This window comes from Actinoplanes oryzae (assembly GCF_030757795.1).
Lineage (GTDB): Bacteria > Actinomycetota > Actinomycetes > Mycobacteriales > Micromonosporaceae > Actinoplanes.
The window spans coordinates 19,200-44,092 of the sequence record NZ_JAUQWH010000068.1 but is presented as its reverse complement, the minus strand read 5'-3'; the positions used below and the strand labels follow the sequence as shown (position 1 = coordinate 44,092).

Below are 24,893 nucleotides of genomic sequence, written 5' to 3'. Positions count from 1 at the left end.
AGACTGCGGCGGATGTGCGTGGGGACAGCGGGCCGGAGGTTGCTCGGCTGGTGGCCGGGCGGGTGCTCGATGTGCCGGATTTCCCCAAGGCGGGCATCGTTTTCAAGGATCTGACGCCGCTGTTCGCCGATGGTGCGGTGTTCCGGCAGGTCGTCGACGGGATCGTTGCGCACTACGGGGCGGACTCGTTCGATGTCGTCGCCGGGATCGAGGCGCGGGGGTTCGTGCTCGCGGCTGCCGTCGCCTATGCGACCGGCAAGGGCGTCGTGCCGGTGCGGAAGGCGGGCAAGCTGCCTCGGGAGGTGTTCGCGGCCTCCTACGCGCTGGAGTACGGCGAGGCGACGCTCGAGGTGCACCGGGACTCCTTCGCCTCGGGGCAGCGGGTGCTGGTGCTCGACGATGTGCTGGCCACCGGGGGCACGGCCGGGGCGGCGCTGGACCTTGTCGAGCGTGCCGGGGGGACCGTCGCCGGGCTCACCGTGGTGCTGGAGCTGGGCTTCCTCGGCGGACGGGAACGGCTCGGGGCGCGGGGCGTGCATGCCCTGCTGACCGTTTGATCCGGTTCTGCTCGGGCGTCGGCACTCTTTCGGCGGTTCGGGCCGGGGCGGCCGGGAACGCCCACGGGTAGGATGGCGTTTCCAACCGAGTGAGCAGAAGCGACGTGAGGAGGCCGGTGTCCAGCGACGTCGCCCCTCCGACGGAGGGCACGGTGCAGCCGACCGACGCGACCAGGGCTTCGACGACGCCGAGTGACTCGGCGTCGACGGCGGAGCCTGACCTGACCTCCACCGTTGCCGACGGCGCGGCGCAGGTCTCCGAGCGCACGCCCGGCGCAGCCGCGTCCCCGGCGGCGAGCACCCCGACCGGGACGCCCGCGGCCCCGGCCACGGCGACACCGGCCACGGCGGCACCGGCCACGGCGGCACCGGCCACGCCGACACCGGGGGCGTCGACACCGAGGGCGGCGACACCAGCCACGCCGGCACCGGGGGCGGCGAAAGCCACCAAGCCGACACCGGGCCCGGCCACCGCGGCCAGCGCGGCGCCGGGGACGACGAATGCGGCCGAGGGGACTCCGGCCAAGGCGACCCCGGCCAAGAAGGTCACGGCCCCGGCCAAGGCTGCGGGTGGAGCGGCGGCGGGCAAGGCCCCGGCGGCGGCCAAGGCCCCGGCCAAGGCCCCGGCAGCGGCTCAAGCGCAGGCCCCGGCAGCGGCCAAGGCCCCGGCAGCGGCTCAAGCCCAGGACTTGACGGCGGCCAAGGCCCCGGCGGCTTCGGCGCAGGCCGGGGGCGAGAGCGGCGGAAAGGCCGCGGGCAACACCGAGGGCAGGGCGGGCGAGAACATGACCGCGTCCGACCGCGGCGCGGGGCCGAACATGACCGTGTCCGACGAGAAGGGCAGCCCGCGTCCGGCACCCGGGCCGATGCAGCTCAGCCGGCCGATTGACGCGAACGGCGTACCCATCACGGGGTCGCAGTTGCCCGACCCCGACGTGACCCGGCCGGTCTCGCCGGCCTCGGGGGAGACGGCCGGGGGTTTCGGGCTGGCCAGCGCGCCCACCGGGCGGCGGGTCCGGGCCCGGCTCGCGCGGTTCAACGCGCCGTGGCAGAGCACGCAGGTCAGCGAGGTGCTCGAGCCGCTGATCGCGACGCACCGGGCGAGTCATCCGAAGGCCGACGGGCGGGCGCTGCAGCGGGCGTTCGACGTGGCGGCTCGGTGGCACTCGGGGCAGTATCGCAAGTCGGGCGACCCCTACATCACGCACCCGCTCGCCGTGGCGACGATCCTGGCCAATCTTGGCATGGACACCACGACGCTGGTGGCGGCGCTGCTGCACGACACGATCGAGGATACCGACTACGGCCTCGAGCAGATGCGTGCCGACTTCGGCGGCGAGGTGGCGCTGCTCGTCGACGGCGTGACCAAGCTCGACCGGGTCAAGCTCGGCGACGCCGCCAAGGCGGAGACGATCCGCAAGATGGTCGTGGCGATGGCCAAGGACCCGCGGGTGCTGGTCATCAAGCTCGCCGACCGGCTGCACAACATGCGTACCCTGACGTTCCTGCCGCGGCCGAAGCAGGAGCAGAAGGCGAAGGAGACGCTGGAGATCCTGGCGCCCCTCGCGCACCGCCTGGGCATGAACACGATCAAGTGGGAGCTCGAGGACCTCGCCTTCGGGACGCTCTTCCCGAAGCGGTTCGAGGAGATCAACCGCCTGATCGGCGAGCACCAGCCGCAGCGCGAGCATCTGCTGCGCCAGGTGACCAACCGCGTCCAGCTCGACCTCAAGTCTGCCAAGATCAAGGCGGAGGTCACCGGCCGGCCGAAGCACCTCTACTCGATCTATCAGAAGATGATCGTGCGGGGCCGCGACTTCAACGACATCTACGACCTGGTCGGGGTGCGGGTCCTGGTCGACACGGTGCGGGACTGCTATGCGGCGCTGGGGGTCATCCACGCCAACTGGCAGCCGGTGCCGGGCCGGTTCAAGGATTACATCGCGATGCCGAAGTTCAACATGTACCAGTCGCTGCACACGACGGTGATCGGCCCGACCGGCAAGCCCGTCGAGATGCAGATCCGCACGTTCGCGATGCACCGGACGGCGGAGTTCGGCATCGCCGCGCACTGGAAGTACAAGGAGCAGAAGGGCGCGACGATCGTCGGGCCGCCGGCCCACATCGACGAGATGACCTGGCTGCGGCAGCTGCTCGACTGGCAGCGCGAGGCCAGCGACCCCAGCGAGTTCCTGGACGCGCTGCGCTTCGACCTGTCCAGCCAGGAGGTGTACGTCTTCACGCCCAAGGGAGACGTCATCCCCCTGCCGACGGGCTCCACGCCGGTCGACTTCGCCTACGCGGTGCACACCGAGGTCGGGCACAAGACGATCGGCGCCCGGGTCAACGGCAAGCTCGTGCCGCTGGAGTCGACGCTGTCCAACGGCGACGTCATCGAGATCTTCACGTCGAAGTCGGCCACGGCCGGCCCGACGCAGGACTGGCTCGGGTTCGTGAAGAGCCCGCGGGCGCGTACGAAGATCAGGCAGTACTTCAACAAGGAGCGCCGCGAGGAAGCGATCGAGGTCGGCAAGGAGTCGATCGTCAAGGCGATGCGCAAGCAGGGCCTGCCCCTGCAGCGCATGCTGACCAGCGACAACCTCACGACCATCGCCCGCGACCTGCATCTCGCCGACGTCGCCTCGCTCTACGCGGCGGTGGGGGAGAGCGCGGTCTCCGCCCAGTCGGTCGTCCAGAAGCTCGTCGCCGGCTTCGGCGGCGAGGAGGGCGCGGTCGAGGACATCGCCGAGACCGCCGTCGCGACCCGCCCGCCGCGCAACCGCACCTCCGCGCAGGATCCGGGCGTGGTGGTGAAGGGCGTCAGCGACGTCTGGGTCAAGCTCGCCCGCTGCTGTACGCCGGTCCCGGGCGACTCGGTCTTCGGCTTCGTCACCCGCTCCGGCGGCGTCAGCGTGCACCGCGACGACTGTGCCAACGCCGAGGACCTGCGCGCCCAGGAGGAACGCGTCGTCGAGGTCAGCTGGAAGCCGACCGCCGCGTCGACGTTCCTGGTCGCCATCCAGGTGGAGGCGCTCGACCGGCACAAGCTGCTCGCCGACGTCACGCGGGTGCTGAGCGAGGAACGCGTCAACATCCTGTCCGCGACCGTCACGACGACGCGCGACCGGGTGGCGGTCAGCCGGTTCACGTTCGAGATGGCCGACCCCAAGCACCTGGGCCACCTGGTCGCCGCCGTCCGCAAGGTCGACGGGGTCTTCGACGCGTACCGTGTGACCTCGGGCGCTTGATCAACTAGCGCCTGAGCACACATCTCGGAGCGCAACCTTGAGAATCGTCCATTTCCGCGCGGCCGGGGTCTCCCTGGCGCTCGATCTCGCCGGGCCGGTGCCCTCGGTGCTGCACTGGGGCGCCGACCTCGGCGACCTCAGCGAGGCCGGCCTGCGGGCGCTGGCCGACAGTTCCGTGGTCGAGGTCCCGCACAACGCACCGGACGTGCCGCGGCGCCTGACGCTGCTGCCCGGCGAGCGGGAGTTCTGGTCGGGAACGCCGGCGCTCGCCGGGCATCTGGGCGGCCGGCGAACCACTCCGCGCCCGGTGCTCGTGGAGGCACAGGTCACCGGCGACACGCTCGTGGCGGAGCTGGCCGACGAGGTCACCGGCCTGCGGATCGGCGTGGAGGTTCAGCTCACGCCGCAGGGGCTCGTCCGGCTGCGGCACCGGGTGCGCCGGCCCGCGGGCGACGCCGATCCCGGGCAGCCGTACGAGCTGGCCGGGGTGACCGCCCTCCTGCCGCTCCCGCCGCGGGCGACCGAGCTGCTCGACTTCACCGGCCGCTGGGCCCGGGAGCGCCAGCCGCAGCGCCGCGAGATCACCGACGGCTCGCACCACCGGCACGGGCGCCGCGGCAAGCCCGGCCCGGACTCGCCGTTCCTGCTGGTGGCGGGCACGCCCGCGTTCGCGAACCGGACCGGCGAGGTCTGGGCCTTCCACCTGGCCTGGAGCGGCGAGAGCCACTGGCGCGTCGAGCGGCTGCCCGAGAGCGCACCGGTGCTCGGCGGGGGCGAGGCGCTGCGGCCGGGCGAGGTGCGGCTGCTGCCGGACGACGAGTACGTCACCCCCGACGCCTTCTTCGCCTGGTCCGACCGGGGTCTCGACGGCATCGCCGAGCGCTTCCACAGGTACCTGCGCGCCCGCCCGTCGCATCCCGTGCGCCCGCGTCCCGTGATCGTGAACACGTGGGAAGCGGTCTACTTCGACCACGACCTCGACCGGCTGCGCGCGCTCGTCGACAAGGCCGCCGAGGTGGGCGCCGAGCGGTTCGTGCTCGACGACGGCTGGTTCCTGGGCCGGCGCAACGACCGCACCAGCCTGGGCGACTGGGCGGCCGACCCGGTGGTCTGGCCGGACGGTCTGCGCCCGCTCGCCGATCACGTACGCGCGAAGGGCCTGGAATTCGGTCTGTGGTTCGAGCCGGAGATGATCAGCCTCGACTCGGCGGCGGCCCGCGAGCATCCGGAGTGGATCCTGAGCCCCTCGCCGGGCCTGGGCGCCCCGACCCGCCAGCAGTACGTGCTCGACCTCACCAACCCCGAGGCGTTCGACCATGTGCTGTCCGCGATGAGCACGGCGGTCAGCGAGTACGGCGTCGCCTACGTCAAGTGGGATCACAACCGGGAACTGCAGGAGGCCGTCTCCAGGACGAAGGGTGACGCGGTGGCCGTGTCGGCGCAGGCGCGGGCGGCCTACGCGCTCATGGACCAGCTCCGCGTACGCCATCCGGGCCTGGAGATCGAGTCGTGCTCGGCCGGCGGCTCCCGCATCGACCTGGGCGTCCTGGCCCGCACCGACCGGGTCTGGGCCTCCGACTGCATCGACCCGGTCGAGCGCGTGATGACCGACCGCTGGACCATGCAGCTACTGCCGCCGGAACTGGTCGGCGTGCACGTCGGCTCGTCGCCCGCCCACACCACCAGCCGCCGGACGGACACCACGCTCCGCTTCGCCGGCGCCCTGCTCGGCCACGCGGGCGTGGAGTGGGACCTCACCGCCCGTGACGAGGAGGAGCTGGCCGCCCTCCGGGCGTTCATCGCGTTCCACAAGAGCATCCGCCCGTTGATCGCGCGCGGCACGGTGGTGAACGCCGACGTGCCCGACCCCGCCACCACCCTCCGCGGCGTGGTGGACGAGGGCGCCGGGCGGGCGGTCTACGTCTGGACCCGCACGGTGACCTCGCCGGCCGTCCTGTCGGGGCAGGTGCTGTTCCCGGGCCTCGACCCCGCCCGCGACTACACCGTGCGCATCGTGAGCGACTTCGGCCTGCCGCAGTTCCACGGCCGGGTCCACTCCTCGTGGGTGCGGCAGGCCCTGGACGGCGGCATCGTGCTGCCCGGTGCCGTGCTCACCCGCGGCGGCCTGCCGATGCCCACCCTCGCCGCCCAGCAGGCCATGGTCTTGGATGTGATCTCATGACTGTGGATCTGCGACCCGTCCGGCGGCAGGACGTGCCGGAACTCACCGTGCTGCTCGGCCAGCTCGGCTACCCGACGACCGAGGCCGAGGTGTCGGATCGCCTCGCGCCCTGGCTGGACGACGCCGCGAGCTGGCTGATCGGCGCCGACGACGGCGGCAAGCTGGTGGGGGTGGCGGCGCTGCACGTCTCGCCGATGCTGGAGGTGACCGGGAAGAGCGCGCGGCTGGCGGCGCTCGTGGTCGATGAGCGTTACCGCAGCAAGGGCGTGGGGCAGGCGCTGGTCAAGGCCGTCGAGGAGCAGGCCCGGGCCGCGGGCGCCGTGAAGATGGAGATCACCAGCAGCCGGTACCGGGAGCGGACGCACCTGTTCTACCAGCAGCTGGGTTACGAGGACATCTGCTCGTCCTCCGCGCGCTTCATCAAGAGCCTCACTGCTTGACAGCTTGCTGAACCGGGACGAGCAGCGGGTGGCCCGGCTGGTCGCGACGCTGTACCCGGGCGCTGGGCCGTTCCGCCCGCGACGAAGGGCGCGCATGGAACGCGACAGCCGCGGCGCTCACGCTCATCCCGGCCGAGGCGGATGAGCTCACGGCCTCGTGGGCTGGACGCGCGGCTGGCGGGCGTACCCGGGAAGCGAGCAGGGCGGGCCCCCGAGGGGGACCCGCCCTGCTGAGCGTGAGGCGACGATCAGGACGCGGCGGTCATCGTCAGCGTCTTGATGTCGACTTCCTTCTTCGGGTGGCCGTCGCCCTGGCCGTTCGAGTTGTCGGTGCCGGCCTTGGCGACCGTGTCGACGATCTCGATGCCCTTGGTCACCTTGCCGAGCACCGTGTACTCCGCGGGGAGGTCGGTGTCGGCGTACGTGATGAAGAACTGGCTGCCCGTCGTGCTGGGCTCCGACGTCTTGGCCATCGCGATCGTGCCCTTGGGGTAGGCCGGCGTGGCGTTGGTCGGGAGGTTCTCCTCGGCGTACTTGAAGCTGGGGCCGCCGGTGCCGTCGGTGTCGCGGTAGCCCTTGCCGGTGGCGGTGGGGTCACCGCACTGCAGGACCTTGATGCCCTCGGTGGTGAGGCGGTGGCACTTGGTGTTGTCCCAGAACTTCTTCGACGCCAGGTAGGTGAACGCGCCGCCGGTGCAGGGTGCCTTGGACAGGTCCACGGACGCGGTGATGGCGCCCAGGTTGGTGTCCATGGTCAGGGTGCTCGTGCCGGTGTTGGGCACGTTGGCCGGGGGCGTGCCGACGTCCTTGACCTTGGAGCCGGTGCTGCCGTCCTCGGGGATCCACTGGCAGGCCACCGTGCCGGCGGGCGCGCTGGACGCGGAGGTCTTGGTGTCGTCCTTGCCGAGGGCGGTCACGACCCAGACCGCGGCGCCCGCGATGACGATGACGCCGATGGCCGAGCCGATGATCGCCTGCCGCTGGCGGCGCTTCTTCGCGGCGGTGGCGCGCTCGGCCATCTCCTTCTCGAGGCGGGCCCGCGCCGCCGCGCGCTGCCTGTCCTTGATCGACGACACGGTGTTCCTCCTGTATGCCTTCGTGCGATGAGGGGTGTCCGGGGGAGATTGTGCTCCCGAAAGCTCAGGACTCGCTGGAAGCCGACGGCGCGGTGGACGCTACGGCACCCTCCGGGACGTAGTCGCCCACCGTGATGCTCTTCACGGTGATCGTCTCCTTCGGCTTGACCTTGTCGCCGGCGGCGTCCGCCACCGTCGGGATCTTGCCGAGCTTGTCGACGGTGGCCATGCCGCCGGTCACCGTGCCGATGATCGAGTACTGCGGGTCGGTCTTCGGCGCGTAGTCCTTGAAGAAGATCAGGAACTGGCTGCCGTTGGTGCCGGGCGGGTCGCCGATCATCGCGACCGTGCCCTTGGGGTAGAGGGGTGCGGCGGGCGCGGCCGATGCGCTCGGGCTGGGCGCCGGGGCGTCGGCGACGGGCAGGTTCTCGTCGTAGATCGAGTACGTCGGGCCGCCCTGCCCGGTGCCGGACGGGTCGCCGCAGCGGATCGCGCCCTCGGCGGTGATCTCGTGGCACGTGGTGTTGTCGAAGAACTTCTTCTCCGCCAGGTAGGCCAGGTCGGCGGCGCTGCACGGCGCGTTCGTCAGGTCGAGCGTCGCGGTGATCGGGTCGCCCTTGTCCGTGGTGACCGTCATCGTGCGCGTGCCCGAGGTGGGGATGCCCGTGGTCGGCGGCTCGCCCACGTCCTTGAGGCTGGTGTTGCTGGTGGCGTCCTGCGGGGTCCAGACACACACGTCGGAGTCGGCGGCCGTGGTGGTCTCGTCGTCGGGGTCGAAGGCCCCGCTCAGCCACGCCACGCCACCCACGATCACGACCAGCGCGAGCGCGGCGCCGACCCCGGCCTGGATCTGCCGCCGCCGGCGCTGCCGGGCGGCCCGGCGGGCCATCTGGCGGTCGAGCTTCTCCCGCGCCAGCTGCCGCTGCCGGTCCTTGCTGGAAGCCACCGGGTGTTCCCCTCCTCGAGCTGAAACGTGCGCCGTGCCACACGCCCGCACGAGTGTACGGGTAACTCCTGGGAAAGTGGCGTGCGAGGTTGCGTCCCGGTCCGTACGGTGTGTCCCGCTAGGCTTTCCCGGGAAGGTCGGCTGGGGAAAGGGGCGTGCGGTGCTCGTCACCGGATTCGAGGCGCAGGCGTTCGGCACGAATTGCTACGTGCTGGCGGCCGGCCCGGGCGAGCAGGCGATCGTCGTCGACCCCGGCATCGGCGTGCTCGACCGGCTCGACGCGGTCCTCGCCGAGCACCGGCTGCAGCCCGCCGCGGTGCTGCTGACCCACGGCCACCTCGACCACGCCTTCTCCGTCGCGCCGGTGTGCGGGGCGCGCGGCATCACGGCGTACGTGCACCCCGACGACCGCGAGATGCTCGCCGACCCGGAGAAGTACCTGGGCCAGGGGCTCGCGCAGATGTTCGGCGGCCGGCTGCCCTACGCGCGGCCCGAGGACGTCACCGAGCTCACCGACGGCGCCACCCTGACCCTGGCCGGCCTGGAGATCACGGTCGACCACGCGCCGGGCCATACCGGCGGGTCGGTGCTCTTCCGCCTGCCGGGCGAGGGCACCCCGTGGGACGCGGACCAGCTCTGCCTCTCCGGGGACGTGCTCTTCGCCGGCTCCATCGGACGCACCGACCTGCCGGGCGGCGACACCGCCGTGATGCTGACCAGCCTGCGGGAGAAGATCCTGCCGCTGGCCGACGACACGGTGGTCCTGCCCGGCCACGGTCCCGAGACGACGATCGGCCGCGAGCGCGCCGGCAACCCGTACCTGCGGGAACTGCGCGCGCCCTGAAGGAAACGGGTCTGCGCGCCCGCTGAGGAGACGAAGAGATGAGCAAGCCCACCCCGCTGTCCGGCTTCCCGGAGTACCTGCCGGCCCAGCGGATGATCGAACAGCGCGTCGTCGAGCGCATCCGGACCACCTTCGAGCTGTACGGCTTCGCGCCGCTGGAGACCCGCGCGGTCGAGCCGCTCGACCAGCTGCTGCGCAAGGGCGAGACCTCCAAGGAGGTGTACGTCCTGCGCCGCCTGCAGGAGGACCCCGGCGCCAAGGACGACGCGAGCCTCGGCCTGCACTTCGACCTGACCGTGCCGTTCGCGCGGTTCGTGCTGGAGAACGCCGGCAAGCTGCAGTTCCCGTTCCGCCGCTACCAGATCCAGAAGGTGTGGCGCGGCGAGCGCCCGCAGGAGGGCCGCTACCGCGAGTTCCTGCAGGCCGACATCGACGTGGTCGACCGCGACACGCTGCCCTTCCACTACGACACCGAGATGCCGCTGGTGGTCGGCGACGCCCTGCGCTCGCTGCCGATCCCGCGCGTCACGATCCTGGTCAACAACCGCAAGGTGTGCGAGGGCTTCTACCGCGGGCTCGGCCTCGAGGACCCCGACCAGGTCCTGCGTACGGTCGACAAGCTCGACAAGATCGGCCCGGAGAAGGTGGCCGCCCTCCTGGTCGAGACGGCCGGCGCGACCGACGCCCAGGCCCAGGCGTGTCTCGCCCTGGCGTCCATCTCCGCGACGGACGGCTCCTTCGTGGACCGCGTCCGGGCGCTCGGCGTCACGAACGACCTCCTCGACGAGGGCCTCGACGAGCTGCTGCGCGTGGTCGAGGCGGCACCCGGCGATCTGGTCCGCGCCGAGCTCAAGATCGCCCGCGGCCTCGACTACTACACCGGCACGGTGTACGAGACCTCGCTCGAAGGCTACGAAAGGTTCGGCTCGATCTGCTCCGGCGGCCGCTACGACAACCTGGCCTCCGCCGGCACCGAGCGCTTCCCGGGCGTCGGCATCTCCATCGGCGTCTCCCGCATGCTGGGCCTCCTCTTCGGCCGCGACGCGCTGACGATCTCCCGCAGCGTGCCCACGGCGGTGCTGGTCGCCCTCCCGAACGAGGACGTCCGCCCGGCCAGCGACCGCATCGCCCGCGCCCTGCGCTCCCGCGGCATCAACACCGAGGTCGCCCCGGCGGCGGCCAAGTTCGGCAAGCAGATCCGCTTCGCCGAGCGCCGCGGCATCCCGTACGTCTGGTTCCCGGGCGCGGACGGCGAACCCGACCAGATCAAGGACATCCGCTCCGGCACCCAGCTCGACGCCGACGCCACCACCTGGCAGCCGCCGGCCGACGACGTCGACCCGCAGATCAGCGGCGGCTGACGAAGCGGGGATCCGCGGACCAGCGCTCAGGAGGCCCGCAGGGCGTCCCGCAGCGTGCCGAGCTCCTTCGAGACGGTGACGCCGGGACGTCCTGCAACGCTCTGCGCGCGGCTCAGGTTGCGCCGATAGCACTCGCGCTCGAGGCGCTCACTGGTGGATGTCGGCCGCGTCGGTGGGGAGGAGGTGTTCGACGGCCGGGGGACCCTCGGCCAGGGCGACCGCCTTCTCCTCCTCGTGCTCGTCGCTGCCGGTGAGGCGGCCGCCGTGCTGGCGCAGGTGCTCGTCCCAGGTGGGCACCTGGTAGACCTCGACGAACTGGTCGGCCTGCTCGCCGTCGCGGAAGAGGCCCCAGCGCGTCGCCCCCGTGCGCAGGCGGGAGCGGCGGACCGTGGACATCGCCTCGACGAAGGCGGCGCGGTTCTCCTCGCGGACCCGGTAGCGGGCGGTCACCAGGACCGGCCCGTCGTCGAGGTGCGGTTCGAGCATCAGGTTCGGCTCGGGCCAGTAGGTGGCGGGGCTGCGGTCGCCGGCGCGCTCGTGGAGGGGCAGGCGGCGGACGGTGGCCGTACCCGCGAGCATGCAGGCCGCGGCGGCGAGATAGGCCGCCTTCAGGCCGGTGAGCTCGGTGACCTGACCCCACACGAAGGCGCCCAGGGCCTGGGCGCCGGCGAAGACGACCTGGTAGACCGCGAAGCCGCGGGCGCGGACCCAGTTGGGGAGGAAGAGCTGCAGGCTCGCGTTCATGCGGGAGACCTGGGCCATCCAGGCGAGGCCGGCGAGTACGAGGGCGGGCACGACCGCGGCGGGCGCCGGGACCAGGGCGACGACGGCGAGGGCGGCGGCGTAGGCGAGGCCGGAGACGACCAGGAGCCGGTTGGGGGTGAGCCGGTCGCGGATGCGGGGCATGAGGATCGCCCCGAGGATCGCGCCTGCGCCGAGGGCGGCGAGCAGGACGCCGTACCCCCGGGAACCCATGTGGAGACGCTGGGCGACCAGCGGCACCAGGCCCCACACGACGCTGCCGGGCAGCACGAAGAGGATGACGCGCAGCAGGATGCGGCGGACCAGCGGGGCGTAGCGGACGTAGCGCTCGCCGGCGCGCAGGGCGGGGCCGAAGTGCTCGGCCTGGCTGCCGCTGTGCGGGGGCCGGCGCCAGCGCAGCAGCGCCAGGCCGAAGACGACGAAGGACAGGGCGTTCAACCCGAAGACCACGGGTACGCCGGCATGCGCGACGAGCAGCCCGGCCACCGCGGGCCCGGCCGAGCGCGCGAGGTTGGTGTTGACGGCCCCCAGCGCCGAGGCGGCGGGCAGCGCGTCGCGCGGGACGAGCTCGGGGATGATCGCCTGCCACGTGGGCAGCGTCAGCGCCTGTCCCACGCCGAGCAGGAACGTGAAGACCAGCAGCACCGGCGGCGGCATCCGGTCCGTGGCGGTCAGCACGGTGAGCGTGGTGGCGACCGCGAAGAGGGCGGCCTGGACGGTCAGCAGCAGCCGGCGCCGGTCGAAGACGTCCGCGAGGGTGCCCGCGGGCAGGGCCAGGAGCAGGACCGGCAGCATCGTGGCGGTCTGGACGAGGCTGACCCAGGTGGCGGCGCCCGGCTCGTCGACCAGGCGCCAGGACGCGCCGACGGTCTGCATCCAGGTGCCGACGTTGCTGGCCAGCGAGCCGATCCACAGCCCCCGGAAGATCTTGTCGCGCAGCGGCGTCCAGGCTGTGGTCACACGCCCGGAGCCTACTTCCTGCGCTTGGCCCCCGGCCCGGGACGGGGCACCACGTCCCGGTACGCCGTCACCGCGTGCCCCTCCGCGCAGTGCAGCTCGGCGTGGATCTCGGCCCCGCAGTCGCGGTGCGTCAGCGACAGCGCGGGCCCCTCGGGATCGGCCAGGTGGCGGTCTCCCCAGGCCTTCACCGCCACGAGTACGGGGTACAAGTCGAAGCCCTTCGCCGTCAGCCTGTACTCGTGGCGGACCCGCGCGCCCGGCTCCTGGTACGGCTCGCGGCGCAGCACCCCGTGCGCGACCAGGTCGGCGAGGCGGTTGGCGAGCACCTGGCGCGGGATGCCGGTCCGCTCGCGCATGTCGGCGAAGCGCCGGATGCCCATGAAGATCTCCCGGAGCACCACGAGGGTCCACTTCTCGCCGAGCACCTCCATGGCCCGGGTGATCGTGCAGTTCTCGACGGACCAGTCCAGCGAGACGGGACGAGATGTGGCCTGGGTCATAGTCACGAGGCTAAGTCTGATTGACAGACACAGCAACCCGTGCGAATCTGCGTCCATGACGCAGACCCAGAGCCGGACTCGGACCTTCGAGTGGACCGACCCCGCCGGCCACGCGGCCCACGTGAGCGGCATGTCCGGGCTCGCCGTGCTGCAGGCCATGGCGACGGGCGAGCTGCCCGCGCCGCCGGTGCTGCAGATGCTCGGCATCACCGGGTTCGAGGCCGCCGAGGGCAGCGTCACCGTCCGGCTGGTGCCGCAGGAGTTCCACTACAACCCGCTCGGCAGCGTCCACGGCGGCGTCATCTCGACCCTGCTCGACACCGCCGCCGCCTGCTCGGTGCACAGCACGCTGCCCGAGGGCGTCGGCTACACGAGCCTCGACCTGTCCGTGAAGTTCCTGCGGCCGGTCACCCTCGCCCTCGGCGAGATCGCCGCCACGGGCGCGGTCCTGCAGCGGGGCCGGCGCACGGCCCTCGCCGAGGCACGCCTCACCGACCCGGCCGGCCGGCTGCTGGCCCACGCCACGTCCTCGTGCATGCTGTTCGACCTCACAGCAGGACATTGAGCAGGATCGTCAGCACCACCGACGCGACGATCGAGAGCAGGATCATCGACAGGCAGCCGCCGGCGCCGCCGAGGACGCGGACTTCCGTGTTTCCGATTCGCATGCGGGGTCGCGTACCCATCGAAACCGGTCTCATGTCTCGGCGTTGAGGCGAGCGGCCTGGCGGGTCAGGTGGTCGCGCTCGGCGAGGTTCGGGGCCTTACGGGCCGCTTCCGCGTAGAGGCGCGCCGCCAGCGGGAGGTCGCCGGCGCGCTCGTGCAGATAGGCGGCCACCGCCGTGTGGCGGGGCAGGGCGTCGTCGACCTCCCCGAGCGCCGCCAGGCCGGCCCGGGCGCCGTCGGCCTCCCCGACCGCGACGGCCCGGTTGAGCCGGACGATCGGGCTGCCGGTCAGGCGGAGCAGCTCGTCGTACCACTCGACGATCTGCACCCAGTCGGTCTCGCCGGCCGTGGGGGCATCGGCGTGCAGGGCGGCGATGGCGGCCTGGGCCTGGTACTCGCCCAGCCGGTCGCGCGACAGGGCCAGCTGCAGGATGCCGACGCCCTCGGCGATCATCGCCGTGTCCCACCGGCTGCGGTCCTGCGCGGCCAGCGGCACCAGGCTGCCGTCGGCCGCGGTCCGGGCGCCGCGCCGGGCGTGGTGCAGCAGCATGAGCGCGAGCAGCCCGGCGACCTCGGGGTGGTCGAAGGCGGCCGCCAGCTGCCGGGTGAGCCGGATCGCCTCCGCGGCCAGGTCCACGTCGCCGGAGTAGCCCTCGTTGAACACCAGATAGAGCACCCGCAGCACGGTCGCGACGTCGCCGGGCGTGTCGAAGCGGACGCCGTCGACGGTGCGCTTCGCGCGGCTGATCCGCTGGGCCATGGTGGCCTCGGGCACCAGGTAGGCCTGGGCGATCTGCCGCGTGGTCAGCCCGCCGACCGCCCGCAGGGTCAGCGCGACCGCCGACGCCGGGGACAGCGACGGGTGCGCGCACAGGAAGTAGAGCTGCAGCGTGTCGTCCACGGCGGACGCCGGCCCGGGCGGCGGCTCCGCGTCGACGAGCTCCTCCCGGCGCCGGCGGGCGGTCTCGGAGCGGGCGGCGTCCAGGAAACGGCGCCACGCCACGGTGACCAGCCAGCCCTTCGGGTCCCGGAGCGGGCCGGCGCGGAGAGCCTCGATGAGCGCCTCCTGGACGGCGTCCTCGGCCGCCGCGAAATCGGCTCCGCGGCGGACGAGAACCCCGATCACCTCGGGGATGAGCTCCCTCATTCGGTGATCGTCGGCGGCTCGGTCAGGAACGGGCGCAGCTCCAGCCACTCGTGGATCGGCTTGCCGCCGGCGCCGGGCGCGGCCGACAGCTCCCCGGCCAGGGCGACGGCCCGCTCGTAGCTGTCCACGTCGATCACCATCCACCCGGCGATCAGGTCCTTGGTCTCCGGGAACGGCCCGTCCGTCACGGGCGGCCGGCCCTCCCCGTCGTACCGGACGAAGGTCCCTTCGGGGGCGAGCGCCTGCCCGTCCACGAACTCCCCGGTCTGCTCCAGCCGCGCCGCGAAGTCGTTCATGTACTTGATGTGCGCCGAGATCTCCTCCGGCGTCCACTTCTCCATCGGCACGTCGTTGACCGCCGCCGGGGCGCCGCGGTAGTGCTTGAGCAGCAAGTACTTCGCCATGATGGTCTCCTCGGTCCGTGTGCGGCCCATTCTGGCCGCTCTCATCCCGGGGACGGAGCCGCGCCGCCGTTCTCGACATCCCGCACCCATTCATTTCTCAGAACGGCGTAGACCAGCTGATCCGCCCACGCGCCGCGCAGCTGGTAGCTCGCGATGTGCCGCGCCTCCTGCCGCATTCCGAGCCGGGCCATGAGACGCGCGGACGCCGTGTTCTCCGCGTGGCACCGCGCGTAGACCCGGTGCAGGCCCCACTCGCCGAACGCCCAGTCCAGCATCGCGGCGGCCGCCTCCGTGGCCAGCCCGCGGCCGCCGTGCTCCGGATGGAAGACGTACCCCAGCTCGGCGGTCCGGTACTCCGCGCTGCGCCAGACCAGCTCCACCGTGCCGATGACCCCGGCCCCCTCGGTCACGGCCACGGTCAGGCAGTCGCCCTCGGCCCGCAGCACGTCCTCGGTGGCCATGGCGATCACCGAAGATCTCGACTGCTCCCGCGTACGCGGCCCGGCGCCGAGCATCCAGCGGGTGACGTCCTCGCGGCGCTGCCAGGCGTACACGTCGTCGAGATCGTCCAAGGAGATGGGGCGCAAGGTCAGTCGCGCGGTGCGGAGCGGGAACGGCGGCCGGATCATCGGACGAGGGTAGCGACGCCCTACAGTTCAGGCATGATCAATGGCATCCTGATCCCGGGTGGCACCGGCCGCATCGGCACGGTGCTCGACCTGGCGTGGGAGACCCTCGCCGACCGCACCGCCCACGTCGAGGACATCACCTGGGAGACCCCGCGCGGCCTCCTCGACGACGACGCGGCCGCCGCCCTCTTCGTCCGCAAGCACGTCGAAGAGGCCCTGGACCGCGCCCTCGACGTCGCCCCGCGGGCCAAGCCGGTCCTGATCGCCAAGTCGCTCGGCACCTACGCGGCCGGGCTGGCCCTCGAACGCTCGCTGCCCGCGGTCTGGCTCACCCCGCTGCTCACCCGCCCGGTCATCGCCGAGGCCATCACCCGCAACCCCGCACCCCAACTGCTGATCGGAGGTACGGCCGACAAGCGCTGGTGGGACCCGGAAGCCGCCCGCGCCACCGGCAAGCAACTCCTCGTCGTCGAGGACGGCACCCACTCGCTCCGCGTGCCGGGGCCGATCCGGCGCTACACCGACGTGCTGGGCGACGTGGGCACCGCGATCGAGCAGTTCCTCGACTCGGTGGACCCGCGCCTTTGATGGTGCCGCCTCGGGGTCCGTGAGGGGAACCGGCCGCCCTCATCGGGACGAGCACCTGCGCCAGGCACCCCGTGGACGCGCACCGATGTCCTCGGCCTGGAGGAGGCGCGGCGAGCGAACGAGATCGCCGCGTCGGCGCAGGAGGTGCGGCCGGTCTGCAGGTGGCCACCGTGGCCGAGCATCTCGAGGCGTGCGGGTCCCGGGGCCGGGGGAGTGGCGCGGGTGGGGTCGGCGCGGAACTCGACAATTAGCCGGATGTTTCGGATTTGTTCCGTTTAACCTCAGAAGCGAACCGATCTCTCAATGGCGCCCGGGGCGCCGTACCGGGGTCGCAGCATGCCGCGGCAGCCGCGGCCGGGGAACGGGGACCTTCCGCATGAAGATCGTGAGCCTGCGCCGCCTGCGTGGACCCAACGTGCACCTGTCCCGGCCGGCGGTGGTGGCCCGGCTCGAGCTCGGCGCGCTCGCGGGGCGGGAGACCACCGATCTGGCCGGGTTCCCCGAGCGGCTGCTGCGGGCGCTACCCGGGCTCGCCGAGCACCACTGCGCGGCGGGGACGCCGGGCGGGTTCGTCAGCCGGATGCGCGGGGGCACCTACTTCGGGCACGTGACCGAGCACGTCGCCCTGGAGCTGTCGCAGCGGATCGGGCGGGACGTGAGCTTCGGGCGTACGGTGTCGGCCGGCGCAGCCGGGGTCTACGACCTGATCCTGGAGTGCCCGGTGGACGAGTCGCCGGAGTCCACGGTGCCCGGGCGGCTGCTCGACGAGGCCGCCGCGCTGGTCGAGGCGGTGGCGGGCGGGGCGATCGTGACCGCCACGGAGCTGGGCGGGCGGCTGGCCGGGCTGGCGGAGCTGGCCGAGCGGGAGGCGACCGGGCCGAGCACGCGGGCGATCATCGCGGCGGCGCGGCGGCGGAACATCCCGGTCGAGCGGTTCGGGGATCTGAGCCTGGTGCGGCTCGGGTGGGGCGTGCGGCGGCGGATGGCGTGGGCCGCGATGACCGACCGGACCAGCGGCGTGGGCATCGACATCGCCGGGGACAAGCAGGTCACGCGGGAGCTGCTGGCCGACGCGGGGGTGCCGGTCGCCGAGGGCGGGGCCGCACGCGACGTCGACGGAGCGAAGAAGCTGCTGGCCGAGCTGGGCGGGCCGGTCGTGGTCAAGCCCCGGTACGGGCGGCAGGGCGCGCACGTGACGCTCGGCATCCGTACCGAAGCCGAAGTGGAGCTCGCCGTCGCGGCCGCGGGCGGTGACGCCGTGGTGGAGCGGCAGCTGGACGGCCGGGACTACCGGGTGCTGGTCGTGGCGGGGGAGGTGGTCGCCGCCGCCGAGCGCGTCGCCGCGCACGTCGTCGGGGACGGGCGGGCCACCGTCGCGGAGCTGGTCGAGCGCACCAACGCCGACCCGCGGCGGGGGATCGGGCACTCGCGCGTGCTGACGCGCATCGAGCTCGACGAGGACGCGGCGGCGGTGCTGCGGGGGCAGGGGCTGGGCGCGGAGGACGTACCGGCGGAGGGGTTGCGGGTGTGGCTGCGGGCCGCGGCGAACCTGTCGACCGGCGGGACCGGGCACGACGTCACCGACCGGGTGCATCCCGACGTGACGCGGCTGTGCCTGCGGGTGGCGGCGCTCGTGGGGCTGGACGTGGCCGGGATCGACCTGCGGCTGCCGGACATCGCCGAGCCCGTGCCGCCGGCCGGCGAGGGCCCGTACGCGGGCGGGGTGATCGAGGTCAACGCGGTGCCGGGGCTGCGCATGCACCTCTCCCCGGCGCGCGGGCGGTCGCGGGACGCCGGGGACGCGATCGTGCGGGCGATGTTCCCGAACGGGTCGGACGGGCGCGTGCCGACCGTCGCGGTCACCGGCACCAACGGCAAGACGTCGGTCGCCCGGATGACCGCGTGGATGCTGGCCGGGACCGGGCTGCGGGTGGGGCTGACCACGACGGACGGGGTCAGCATCGACGGCCGTACGGTCCATCGCAGCGACGCCACCGGGCCGCGCTCGGCGCAGATGGTGCTAGGGGACCCGCAGGTGCAGGCGGCGGTGCTGGAGACCGCGCGGGGCGGGCTCCTGCGGCGCGGGCTCGGCTACGACTGGACGGACGTCGGGGTGATCACCAACATCACCGCCGACCATCTGGGGCAGGACGGGCTCGACTCCATCGAGGATCTCGCGCACGTGAAGGCGCTGGTGGCCGAGCGGGTCCGCGACGGCGGCACGCTGGTGCTCAACGCCGACGACCCGTGGGTGCGCAGCCTCGCCGACCGGCCGCGTACGCGCGCCGACCGCAAGCGGCTGGTGTGGTTCGGCACCGATGCGGCGCAGCCCGTGGTCGCGGCCCATCTGGGGCGCGGCGGGACGGCGTACCTGCTGGACGACGGCTGGCTCGTGCAGGCCAACGGCGCCCGGCGGACCCCTTTGCTGCGTACGGCGGACGTGCCGGGCGCGTTCGGGGGAGCGGCGCCCTACGTGGCCGTCAACGCCCTCGCCGCGATCGCCGCCGCCCGGGCGCTGGGCACGTCGGTGGAGGCCGCCGTCGAGCGGCTGTCCGGCTTCGAGCCGCGCGTGCACAACCCGGGGCGGGGGACGGTGCTGCGGCTGGACGGCGCGACGCTGTTCGTGGACTACGCGCACAACCCGGCGGCGCTGGCGGCGGTCATCCGCACCCTGCACCGCCTGTACGGCCCGGACCGCTGCGTGGCCGTCGTCACGCTGCCCGGCGACCGCCGTGACGACCTGCTGGCCGCGTGCGCGCAGGTGATCGCGGACGGGATGACGCGCGTGGTGCTGCACGACGACGAGAACCCGCGCGGGCGGGCGCCGGGCGAGGTGAGCGCGCTGGTCGAGCGGGAGATGCGCGCCCGGCGGCCGGGGCTGCGGTCGGTCCGCGCCGACGGGCACCGCGCGGCGATGGCGGCGGCCCGGGAGCTGGCACGGCCCGGGGACGTGGTGCTCGTGCTCTACGAGAGCCTGCGCCCGGTGCTGGCGCATCTGGACGAGCTCGGGGCGGTGGCGGTGGACGCGGCACCCGTCGTCCTGCCCGGCCGGCACCCGGCGGCGGTGCGGGCCGAGCGCGAAATGTCCACTTTGCGCTAGCGTGGGGGCCACCGCGGGTAATCCGGCATGATCGGCGTGCGTTTTTCACCCGATCAGGCGGGGTGCCGCAGGTCATTGCCGTGAGGCAAATAACAGTACGCCCGTACGCCAACGTCGGTGGGAGCGATCCCATGGCTGGTGGAGCGGATTCCGACCAACGCGGCAAATCCCCCGGCGCCCTCGGTGGACGACCGTCGAAACAGGTGTGACCAGGCATTTCGGCCGTAGCCCCGGGTGGCCCCCGCGGGCCCGGAAAGGCTGCCCATCCGGACGGCGCCGCAGGTCCGGCCGCTGCGCAGCGAGTCGAGACAGTGACCGAACGTCGGCTAACATCCAGGCCGTCGACGGGGAATGCTCGGTCTCACGGGGAGACCGCTCAGGGCCTGCCCCGGCACCGGGTCCGCATGGCGGTGCGCCCTCCGGTGTTGTCCTGCCAGCGCGCATGTGGGGGCACGCACATGAGCACGACGGACCTGCCGGGCGCCAGCCTGCTCGCCAACCGTTACCGGTTGGTCGAGCGACTGGGGGCCGGCGGGATGTCAGTGGTGTGGCGAGGCTTCGACGAGGTCCTCGGCCGGCAGGTCGCGATCAAGGTCCTGCCCCCGTCCGCCAGCGCCGACCCGGCCTTCCGGCGGCGGCTGCGCGCCGAGGCCCAGGCCGCCGCGCGCCTGAGCCATCCCCACATCACCAATGTGTACGACTACGGCGAGGCCACCACGGTCGACGGCGAGCCGGTCCCGTTCGTCGTGATGGAGCTCGTCGACGGCGAGTCGCTCGCCGCCGTCCTGGCCCGCGCGCAGCGGCTGCCCTGGCAGGCGGCCGTGCGGATCGGCGCCGAGGTCGCCGCCGCCCTGGCCGCCGCCCACGCCCGGGGCATCGTGCACCGCGACGTGACGCCGTCCAACGTGATGCTGACGTCCGGCGGCGCCAAGGTCGTCGACTTCGGCATCTCCGCGCTCATCGGCGAGAACGACATCGACCCCGACGGCAGCCTGCTGGGCACCCCGGCCTACCTGGCCCCGGAGCGCCTCGAGGGCGGGCAGGTCAGCCCGGCGACCGACGTCTACGCGGTCGGCCTGCTCATCTACCGCACCCTCATCGGCCAGCTGCCGTGGGACGTGGGCACGACCACCGCCCTGCTGCGCGCCCACCAGTACACCGAGCCCGACCCGCTGCCCCCGGTCGACGGCCTGCCGCCCGCCGTGGCGGAGCTGATCGGCGACTGCCTGCGCAAGAACCCGGCCGACCGGCCGTCCAGCGCCGAGCTGGCCGACGTGCTCGGCACGGTCGCCGCCCGGGTGCCGGCCGCGGACGCGCTCGTGCCGGACTGGGCGGACACCGGCGAGAACACGACGATCCTGCCCGGGTCCTACCCGCGCACCGACCCGCTCGACCGGTTGCGCGCCGCCGCCGCGCCGCCGCAGCCGCGCAACATGCGGGAGCGCACATACGCCCGCCCGGCGCCCGTGCCGATGGGCCCGGACGCGACCGGGGACGTCGACCCGGACGCCGTGGCCACCGGCCTCGTGCCGCCGTCCGTGGCCGCCGGTCCCGTGCCGCCGTCCGTGGCCGCCGACCTCGCGCCGCCGGCGCTGCGTCCCGCCTTTGAGGGTGGGACGGTCGCGCCGGTCTCGCCCGCGGCGCCGCCTCCCGTGGAGCCGCCCGCGCCCGAGGCGCCGGGCCCGCAGCCCCGGCCGGAGCGCGGGACCGCGCTGCGCCGGCACCCCCGGACGGCGCTCGTCAGCGGCGTCCTCGTGCTGGTCGTCGCCGGCGGCTGGGCGGTCGCCGCCGCGGCCGGCAACGACGAGGGCAGGCCCGCCGGAGCCGTGCCGCCCCAGCCGGCGGCGGCCGGCAACCCGTGCGTGGTCAGCTACTCGGTCTGGTCGGACGCCAAGAAGCGCTTCAAGGCCGCCGTGATCCTCGCCAACCGCGACAACCGGCCGATGGCGGGCTGGAAGCTGTGGTTCGTGCTCCCCGGCGACCAGAAGGTGACGGGCACGGGCGCCACGGCGCTCCGGCAGAACGCCAACGCCATCACGATGTCGCAGCCGGCGCCGCTGCCGCCGCAGGGCACCGTGACGATGCAGGTCACCGGCCGCTACAAGGCCAGCAACGCGGCGCCCATGGTGTTCGAGCTCGACGGGCGGACCTGCGACACGTACGTGTCCGACGCCCCCGGCGAGCCGTCCCGCCCGGTCGAGCTGCTGCCCAACGGCTCGGTCCGGCTCGGCGCACCGGTGCGCCAGGCGCCCGTCCCGGGCATCTCGGTCGACCCGGACGGCGTCGCGGTGCCCGTCCCCGTCACGTCGGACCCGGCGGGCGCCCCGTCCGGCAGCACCGATCCGGGCGGCTCGACCGACCCGGGCGGCGGCACCGACCCGGGCGGCGACACGGGCACCGACGAGCCCGGCACCGGCACGGACCCGGACGACACCACGACCGACCCCGGCACCGGCACGGACACCGGCGAGCCCGGCACCGGCACCGACACGGGCGAGCCCGGCACGGGGACGGACACCGGCGCGCCCGGCGGCGACAACCAGAACCCCGACCCGAAGCCGCCGGGCCCCGGCACCGGGGGCTCCGAGGAGCCGGAGGTGCCCACCGCGCCGGAGGTCGACACGGAGGAGCCCGAGGACGAGGACAACGGCCCCGTCCAGGTGAGCGGGCAGTCCGCCGCCGGCGAGGGCTCCGCCTCCGCCAGCCGGACCTGACGGTCGCCCGCCGCACGCCCCTCTCGTCCCGCCGGACCTGACGCGTCGCCCGTGCTTTTCTCGCGGGACCTGACGCATTGCCTGCGGGAAACACGGAGGTCACGGGGCGCCGGGGCGAGTTAGAGTCGGAACCGGTGCGTGCGGGCCCGAGCCTCCCGGAAACGGTGCATACCGCGTCGGCGAGCCTGCGCGCCACGGCGGCGCCCGCGTGGACACTGGTGGTACCGGCCTGCACCCTGAGCGGTTCCGGAGCGGCACCGCCGCGAGCGTCAGCTGGGACACGAGGTCGTCGCACCATCGGGGAGTTCGACATGTTGAGCACCGTGCAGGACCTGGCCGCCGAGGCGCTCTTCGCCTCGCACCTCCAGCCCTCCGACTGCCCGGACCGGCGGTCGGTCGAGGCGGCCGTGACCGCGATGATCCTCCGCCACGGCAGCGACGGCTGCGCGCTGGTGGTGGCCGGGGAGTTCGGCGACCACCCGGAGGCGGCGGTGCGGCGGATGAGCTGGGTGCGGCACGAGCTGAGCGCCATGGCGGACGCGCACCGCAGCCCGCACTTCGCCAGCTGAGCCCGCGCCCCCGCCGGCTCGGCCGCGGTCGCCCGGTCCGCCTGCGGCCGCTCGCCCAGTCGCCCGCCCGGCCGGTCGCCCGCTCCGCGGCCGCTCGCCCGGCCCCTCGCCCAGTCGCCCGCCCGGCCGCTCGTTGGCGGCTCGCCCGGTCGCCCCGCCCGGTCGCCTCGCCCGGCCGCTCAACCGGCGGCTCGCCCGGCCGTTCGGTACCGCTCGCGCGGCCGCCTGCCCCGGACCCGGAGCGCTAAACCCGGCCCGCCGCCCGAGACCTGAGTCTTTTTCCGAAAAAACTCCATAAAAGCAACCGAGTTCGCCCGCCGCTGCACCCGGCGACGGCAAATGTCTTCCTCGGCGGCCGGCACATCGGCCGACCAGGGGCCGGCGCACCTGTCGGCCCTTGTGAGAGCGAGGAGGACTCCGTGACCACCACGACCGAACTCCCCGCCACCACCGGCGTGCACCACGACGCGCCCTCCGCGCGCGACATCGAGGACCTTGTCCGGGAGCACATGCCGATGGTGGGCCACCTGGTCCGGGAGCTGCTGAACAGGGTGCCGGGCCACGTCCACGCCGACGACCTCTCGTCCGCCGGGTTCGCCGCGCTGCTCGGCGCCGCCCGGTCCTTCGACGTGAGCCGCGGCATCCCCTTCCACCGCTTCGCCGCCGTCCGGATCCGGGGCGCGCTGCTCGACGAGCTGCGCGGCCAGGACTGGGCGAGCCGGTCGGTGCGGGCCCGCGCCCGCAAGACCGCGCAGGCCCGGCAGGAGCTGACCGCGGCCCTGGGGCGTACGCCCTCGGAGGCCGAGGTCGCCGAGCTGCTCGGCATCGGCGTCGCCGAGCTCGCGTCCGTCGAGGACGACGTGCAGAAGGCGGCGCTGCTGAGCCTGCAGGGGTTCCCGACCGGTGCGGCGGAGGAGATGGTGCCCGAGCTGTCGGAGGGGCCCGAGGACCTGCTGATCAAACGCGAGCGGCTGGGCTACCTGCACCAGGCGATCCAGGCGCTGCCCGAGCGGCTGCGCCTGGTGGTGACCCAGTCGTTCCTGCAGGAGAAGCCGCTCAGCGAGGTGGCGGCCGAGCTGGGCGTGACCGAGTCGCGCATCTCCCAGCTGCGGACCGAGGCGCTGCGCCTGCTGCGGGAGGGGCTGAACAGCTCGCTGGCACCGGAGCTGCTCACGGTGGCGGCGGGCGGGCCGCGTACCCGGAAAGGGTGCCTGCAACGGCGCCGGACCGAGTATTTCGCCCGGGTGGCGGAGCAGGGCAACCTGCGCACCCGGCTGGCGCTGACCGACAGCCACGGCGTGCCGATCGCGTTCACGACGAACAGAGCGGCCTGACGTACCGGCGGTGGGGAAGCCGTCCGGCAGTCACAGCAGGTAGGGATCGGCCAGCGCGCGCAGGCCGGCGTCGTCCGGGTGCTCCACGAGCCACCGGACGGTGCCGGCCAGCATGTCCGCCAGCTGGATCCGCGGGTGCTCCTCCAGGGGCAGCAGCCGTACGCCGGTGATCAGTCCGCCGGTCAGCTCGCGGAGCTGATCGATCCGGCGGGGCGGCAGCATGATCTGCCGGTCGTGCACCACGGTCACCGGGCCCCAGCGCTTGGCCGCGGCCTCCAGCGCCGGGATCAGCGGGTCGAGCACCGAGTTGAGCACCGGGTCGGCGAGCAGCCACGAGCGGAACAGCTCGGCGCGCTCCCGTCCCTCGCTCAGCCCCGACACGCGGAAGAACTCGTCGACCACGCCGGGCCGGTCCTTGCCCCGCAGCATGTCGTTGGCCGCCGCCAGCACGTACGGGGAACGCTCGGTCCGCTCCGGGTCGAGGTCGAGCAGCGTCGCCAGCCGGCCGACGACCCACTCGGTCTTGTCCAGCACGAACACGGTGCCGTGCCCGGCGATCGGCGAAGAGGAGAGGAACCAGCGCAGGACGGCCCGGTTCTTCTCCCGGAGCAGGTGACTCGCCCGGTAGGCCGACGCCGGCGACCTGATCCGCGCCCGCAGCTCCAGCAGCAGCTCCGCGGCCACCGCCTCGTCGAGCTGCACCGCCGCGTGGGCGAAGGCGGGCGTGGTGGAGTCGATCAGCTTCTCACCCTCGTACCCGGACTCGTCGCACCAGATCTCGTCCACGCCTCCCAGGCTATTCCGCGTGTCGATCGGGTTGTGCGTCCCCGATCTTGGGACCATCACCCGGGGTAACACGCAGGAAA

General features: G+C 73.4%; 20 protein-coding genes. 12 read left to right on the top strand and 8 right to left on the bottom strand.

All coding sequences use genetic code 11. The features are described from left to right. Window positions 1–14 precede the first annotated feature (14 nt). From RBH18_RS22265 to RBH18_RS22250, 4 genes are all read left to right on the top strand, one after another. Entirely contained in the window at window positions 15–557 is a 543-nt protein-coding gene (locus RBH18_RS22265; RefSeq protein ID WP_306210828.1) for an adenine phosphoribosyltransferase, read from the top strand. 818 nt (window positions 558–1,375) lie between these two features. After that, entirely contained in the window at window positions 1,376–3,805 is a 2,430-nt protein-coding gene (locus RBH18_RS22260; RefSeq protein ID WP_372338962.1) for a RelA/SpoT family protein, read from the top strand. 37 nt (window positions 3,806–3,842) lie between these two features. Next, window positions 3,843–5,987, top strand: coding sequence for an alpha-galactosidase (locus RBH18_RS22255; RefSeq protein WP_306210822.1), 2,145 nt, complete (start codon window positions 3,843–3,845; stop codon window positions 5,985–5,987). Continuing rightward, a complete protein-coding gene (locus tag RBH18_RS22250; protein WP_306210820.1) occupies window positions 5,984–6,427 on the top strand; it encodes a GNAT family N-acetyltransferase in 444 nt (147 codons plus the stop codon). Before RBH18_RS22255 ends, RBH18_RS22250 begins: the two co-directional genes overlap by 4 nt. Window positions 6,428–6,675: 248 nt before the next feature. On the opposite strand, the gene RBH18_RS22245 is transcribed toward RBH18_RS22250, so the two are convergent. Next, a complete protein-coding gene (locus tag RBH18_RS22245; protein WP_306210818.1) occupies window positions 6,676–7,503 on the bottom strand; it encodes a peptidylprolyl isomerase in 828 nt (275 codons plus the stop codon). Between the two features lie 64 nt (window positions 7,504–7,567). Continuing rightward, window positions 7,568–8,449, bottom strand: a complete 882-nt coding sequence (locus RBH18_RS22240; RefSeq protein ID WP_306210816.1) for a peptidylprolyl isomerase — start codon at window positions 8,447–8,449, stop codon at window positions 7,568–7,570. A gap of 160 nt (window positions 8,450–8,609) precedes the next feature. Here RBH18_RS22240 and RBH18_RS22235 point away from each other — a divergent pair, with 160 nt between their 5' ends. Both RBH18_RS22235 and hisS read left to right on the top strand, forming a co-directional pair. Then, the gene (locus tag RBH18_RS22235) at window positions 8,610–9,293 is read left to right on the top strand and encodes an MBL fold metallo-hydrolase (RefSeq protein ID WP_306210814.1); all 684 of its coding nucleotides are present in this window, start codon (window positions 8,610–8,612) and stop codon (window positions 9,291–9,293) included. A gap of 38 nt (window positions 9,294–9,331) precedes the next feature. After that, a complete protein-coding gene (hisS, locus tag RBH18_RS22230; RefSeq protein ID WP_306210812.1) occupies window positions 9,332–10,654 on the top strand; it encodes a histidine--tRNA ligase in 1,323 nt (440 codons plus the stop codon). Between the two features lie 147 nt (window positions 10,655–10,801). Here hisS and RBH18_RS22225 read toward each other — a convergent pair whose 3' ends face one another. Beyond that, window positions 10,802–12,376, bottom strand: a complete 1,575-nt coding sequence (locus RBH18_RS22225) for an MFS transporter (protein ID WP_306210810.1) — start codon at window positions 12,374–12,376, stop codon at window positions 10,802–10,804. A gap of 11 nt (window positions 12,377–12,387) precedes the next feature. After that, window positions 12,388–12,876, bottom strand: a complete 489-nt coding sequence (locus RBH18_RS22220; protein WP_306210824.1) for a winged helix-turn-helix transcriptional regulator — start codon at window positions 12,874–12,876, stop codon at window positions 12,388–12,390. 55 nt (window positions 12,877–12,931) lie between these two features. On the opposite strand from RBH18_RS22220, the gene RBH18_RS22215 reads away from it, so the two are divergent. Next, complete coding sequence (locus tag RBH18_RS22215; protein WP_306210808.1) at window positions 12,932–13,441, top strand: PaaI family thioesterase; 510 nt, start codon at window positions 12,932–12,934, stop codon at window positions 13,439–13,441. A gap of 132 nt (window positions 13,442–13,573) precedes the next feature. On the opposite strand, the gene RBH18_RS22210 is transcribed toward RBH18_RS22215, so the two are convergent. From RBH18_RS22210 to RBH18_RS22200, 3 genes are read right to left on the bottom strand one after another with little or no spacing between them, the layout of a single operon-like run. Continuing rightward, window positions 13,574–14,689, bottom strand: a complete 1,116-nt coding sequence (locus RBH18_RS22210; protein ID WP_306210806.1) for an RNA polymerase sigma factor — start codon at window positions 14,687–14,689, stop codon at window positions 13,574–13,576. Beyond that, window positions 14,686–15,093, bottom strand: a complete 408-nt coding sequence (locus RBH18_RS22205) for a YciI family protein (RefSeq protein ID WP_306210804.1) — start codon at window positions 15,091–15,093, stop codon at window positions 14,686–14,688. Before RBH18_RS22205 ends, RBH18_RS22210 begins: the two co-directional genes overlap by 4 nt. Before the next feature lie 41 nt (window positions 15,094–15,134). Then, on the bottom strand, window positions 15,135–15,722 hold the full coding sequence (locus tag RBH18_RS22200; RefSeq protein ID WP_306210802.1) for a GNAT family N-acetyltransferase: 588 nt from the start codon (window positions 15,720–15,722) through the stop codon (window positions 15,135–15,137). Between the two features lie 33 nt (window positions 15,723–15,755). On the opposite strand from RBH18_RS22200, the gene RBH18_RS22195 reads away from it, so the two are divergent. The 5 genes from RBH18_RS22195 to RBH18_RS22175 all read left to right on the top strand — a co-directional run bounded on the left by RBH18_RS22195 (window position 15,756) and on the right by RBH18_RS22175 (window position 24,027). Then, window positions 15,756–16,310: an alpha/beta hydrolase gene (locus tag RBH18_RS22195; protein WP_306210800.1), complete on the top strand. Its 555-nt coding sequence runs from the start codon at window positions 15,756–15,758 to the stop codon at window positions 16,308–16,310. A gap of 376 nt (window positions 16,311–16,686) precedes the next feature. Continuing rightward, entirely contained in the window at window positions 16,687–19,410 is a 2,724-nt protein-coding gene (gene cphA / locus RBH18_RS22190) for a cyanophycin synthetase (protein ID WP_306210798.1), read from the top strand. 458 nt (window positions 19,411–19,868) lie between these two features. Next, window positions 19,869–22,124, top strand: coding sequence for a protein kinase domain-containing protein (locus tag RBH18_RS22185; RefSeq protein WP_306210796.1), 2,256 nt, complete (start codon window positions 19,869–19,871; stop codon window positions 22,122–22,124). Window positions 22,125–22,435: 311 nt separating this feature from the next. Further along, a complete protein-coding gene (locus RBH18_RS22180) occupies window positions 22,436–22,693 on the top strand; it encodes a hypothetical protein (protein ID WP_306210794.1) in 258 nt (85 codons plus the stop codon). A gap of 419 nt (window positions 22,694–23,112) precedes the next feature. Next, entirely contained in the window at window positions 23,113–24,027 is a 915-nt protein-coding gene (locus tag RBH18_RS22175; protein WP_306210792.1) for a sigma-70 family RNA polymerase sigma factor, read from the top strand. Window positions 24,028–24,057: 30 nt separating this feature from the next. Here RBH18_RS22175 and RBH18_RS22170 read toward each other — a convergent pair whose 3' ends face one another. Next, window positions 24,058–24,813, bottom strand: a complete 756-nt coding sequence (locus RBH18_RS22170; protein ID WP_306210791.1) for a hypothetical protein — start codon at window positions 24,811–24,813, stop codon at window positions 24,058–24,060. Window positions 24,814–24,893: the final 80 nt, after the last annotated feature.

Coding starts and splice junctions, on each gene's coding strand:
- RBH18_RS22220 (WP_306210824.1), bottom strand. CDS start 12,876: ATGACCCAGGCCACATCTCGTCCCGTCTCGCTGGACTGGTCCGTCGAG.
- RBH18_RS22215 (WP_306210808.1), top strand. CDS start 12,932: ATGACGCAGACCCAGAGCCGGACTCGGACCTTCGAGTGGACCGACCCC.
- RBH18_RS22180 (WP_306210794.1), top strand. CDS start 22,436: ATGTTGAGCACCGTGCAGGACCTGGCCGCCGAGGCGCTCTTCGCCTCG.
- hisS (WP_306210812.1), top strand. CDS start 9,332: ATGAGCAAGCCCACCCCGCTGTCCGGCTTCCCGGAGTACCTGCCGGCC.
- cphA (WP_306210798.1), top strand. CDS start 16,687: ATGAAGATCGTGAGCCTGCGCCGCCTGCGTGGACCCAACGTGCACCTG.
- RBH18_RS22260 (WP_372338962.1), top strand. CDS start 1,376: ATGACCGTGTCCGACGAGAAGGGCAGCCCGCGTCCGGCACCCGGGCCG.
- RBH18_RS22205 (WP_306210804.1), bottom strand. CDS start 15,093: ATGGCGAAGTACTTGCTGCTCAAGCACTACCGCGGCGCCCCGGCGGCG.
- RBH18_RS22250 (WP_306210820.1), top strand. CDS start 5,984: ATGACTGTGGATCTGCGACCCGTCCGGCGGCAGGACGTGCCGGAACTC.
- RBH18_RS22200 (WP_306210802.1), bottom strand. CDS start 15,722: ATGATCCGGCCGCCGTTCCCGCTCCGCACCGCGCGACTGACCTTGCGC.
- RBH18_RS22195 (WP_306210800.1), top strand. CDS start 15,756: ATGATCAATGGCATCCTGATCCCGGGTGGCACCGGCCGCATCGGCACG.
- RBH18_RS22210 (WP_306210806.1), bottom strand. CDS start 14,689: ATGAGGGAGCTCATCCCCGAGGTGATCGGGGTTCTCGTCCGCCGCGGA.
- RBH18_RS22185 (WP_306210796.1), top strand. CDS start 19,869: ATGAGCACGACGGACCTGCCGGGCGCCAGCCTGCTCGCCAACCGTTAC.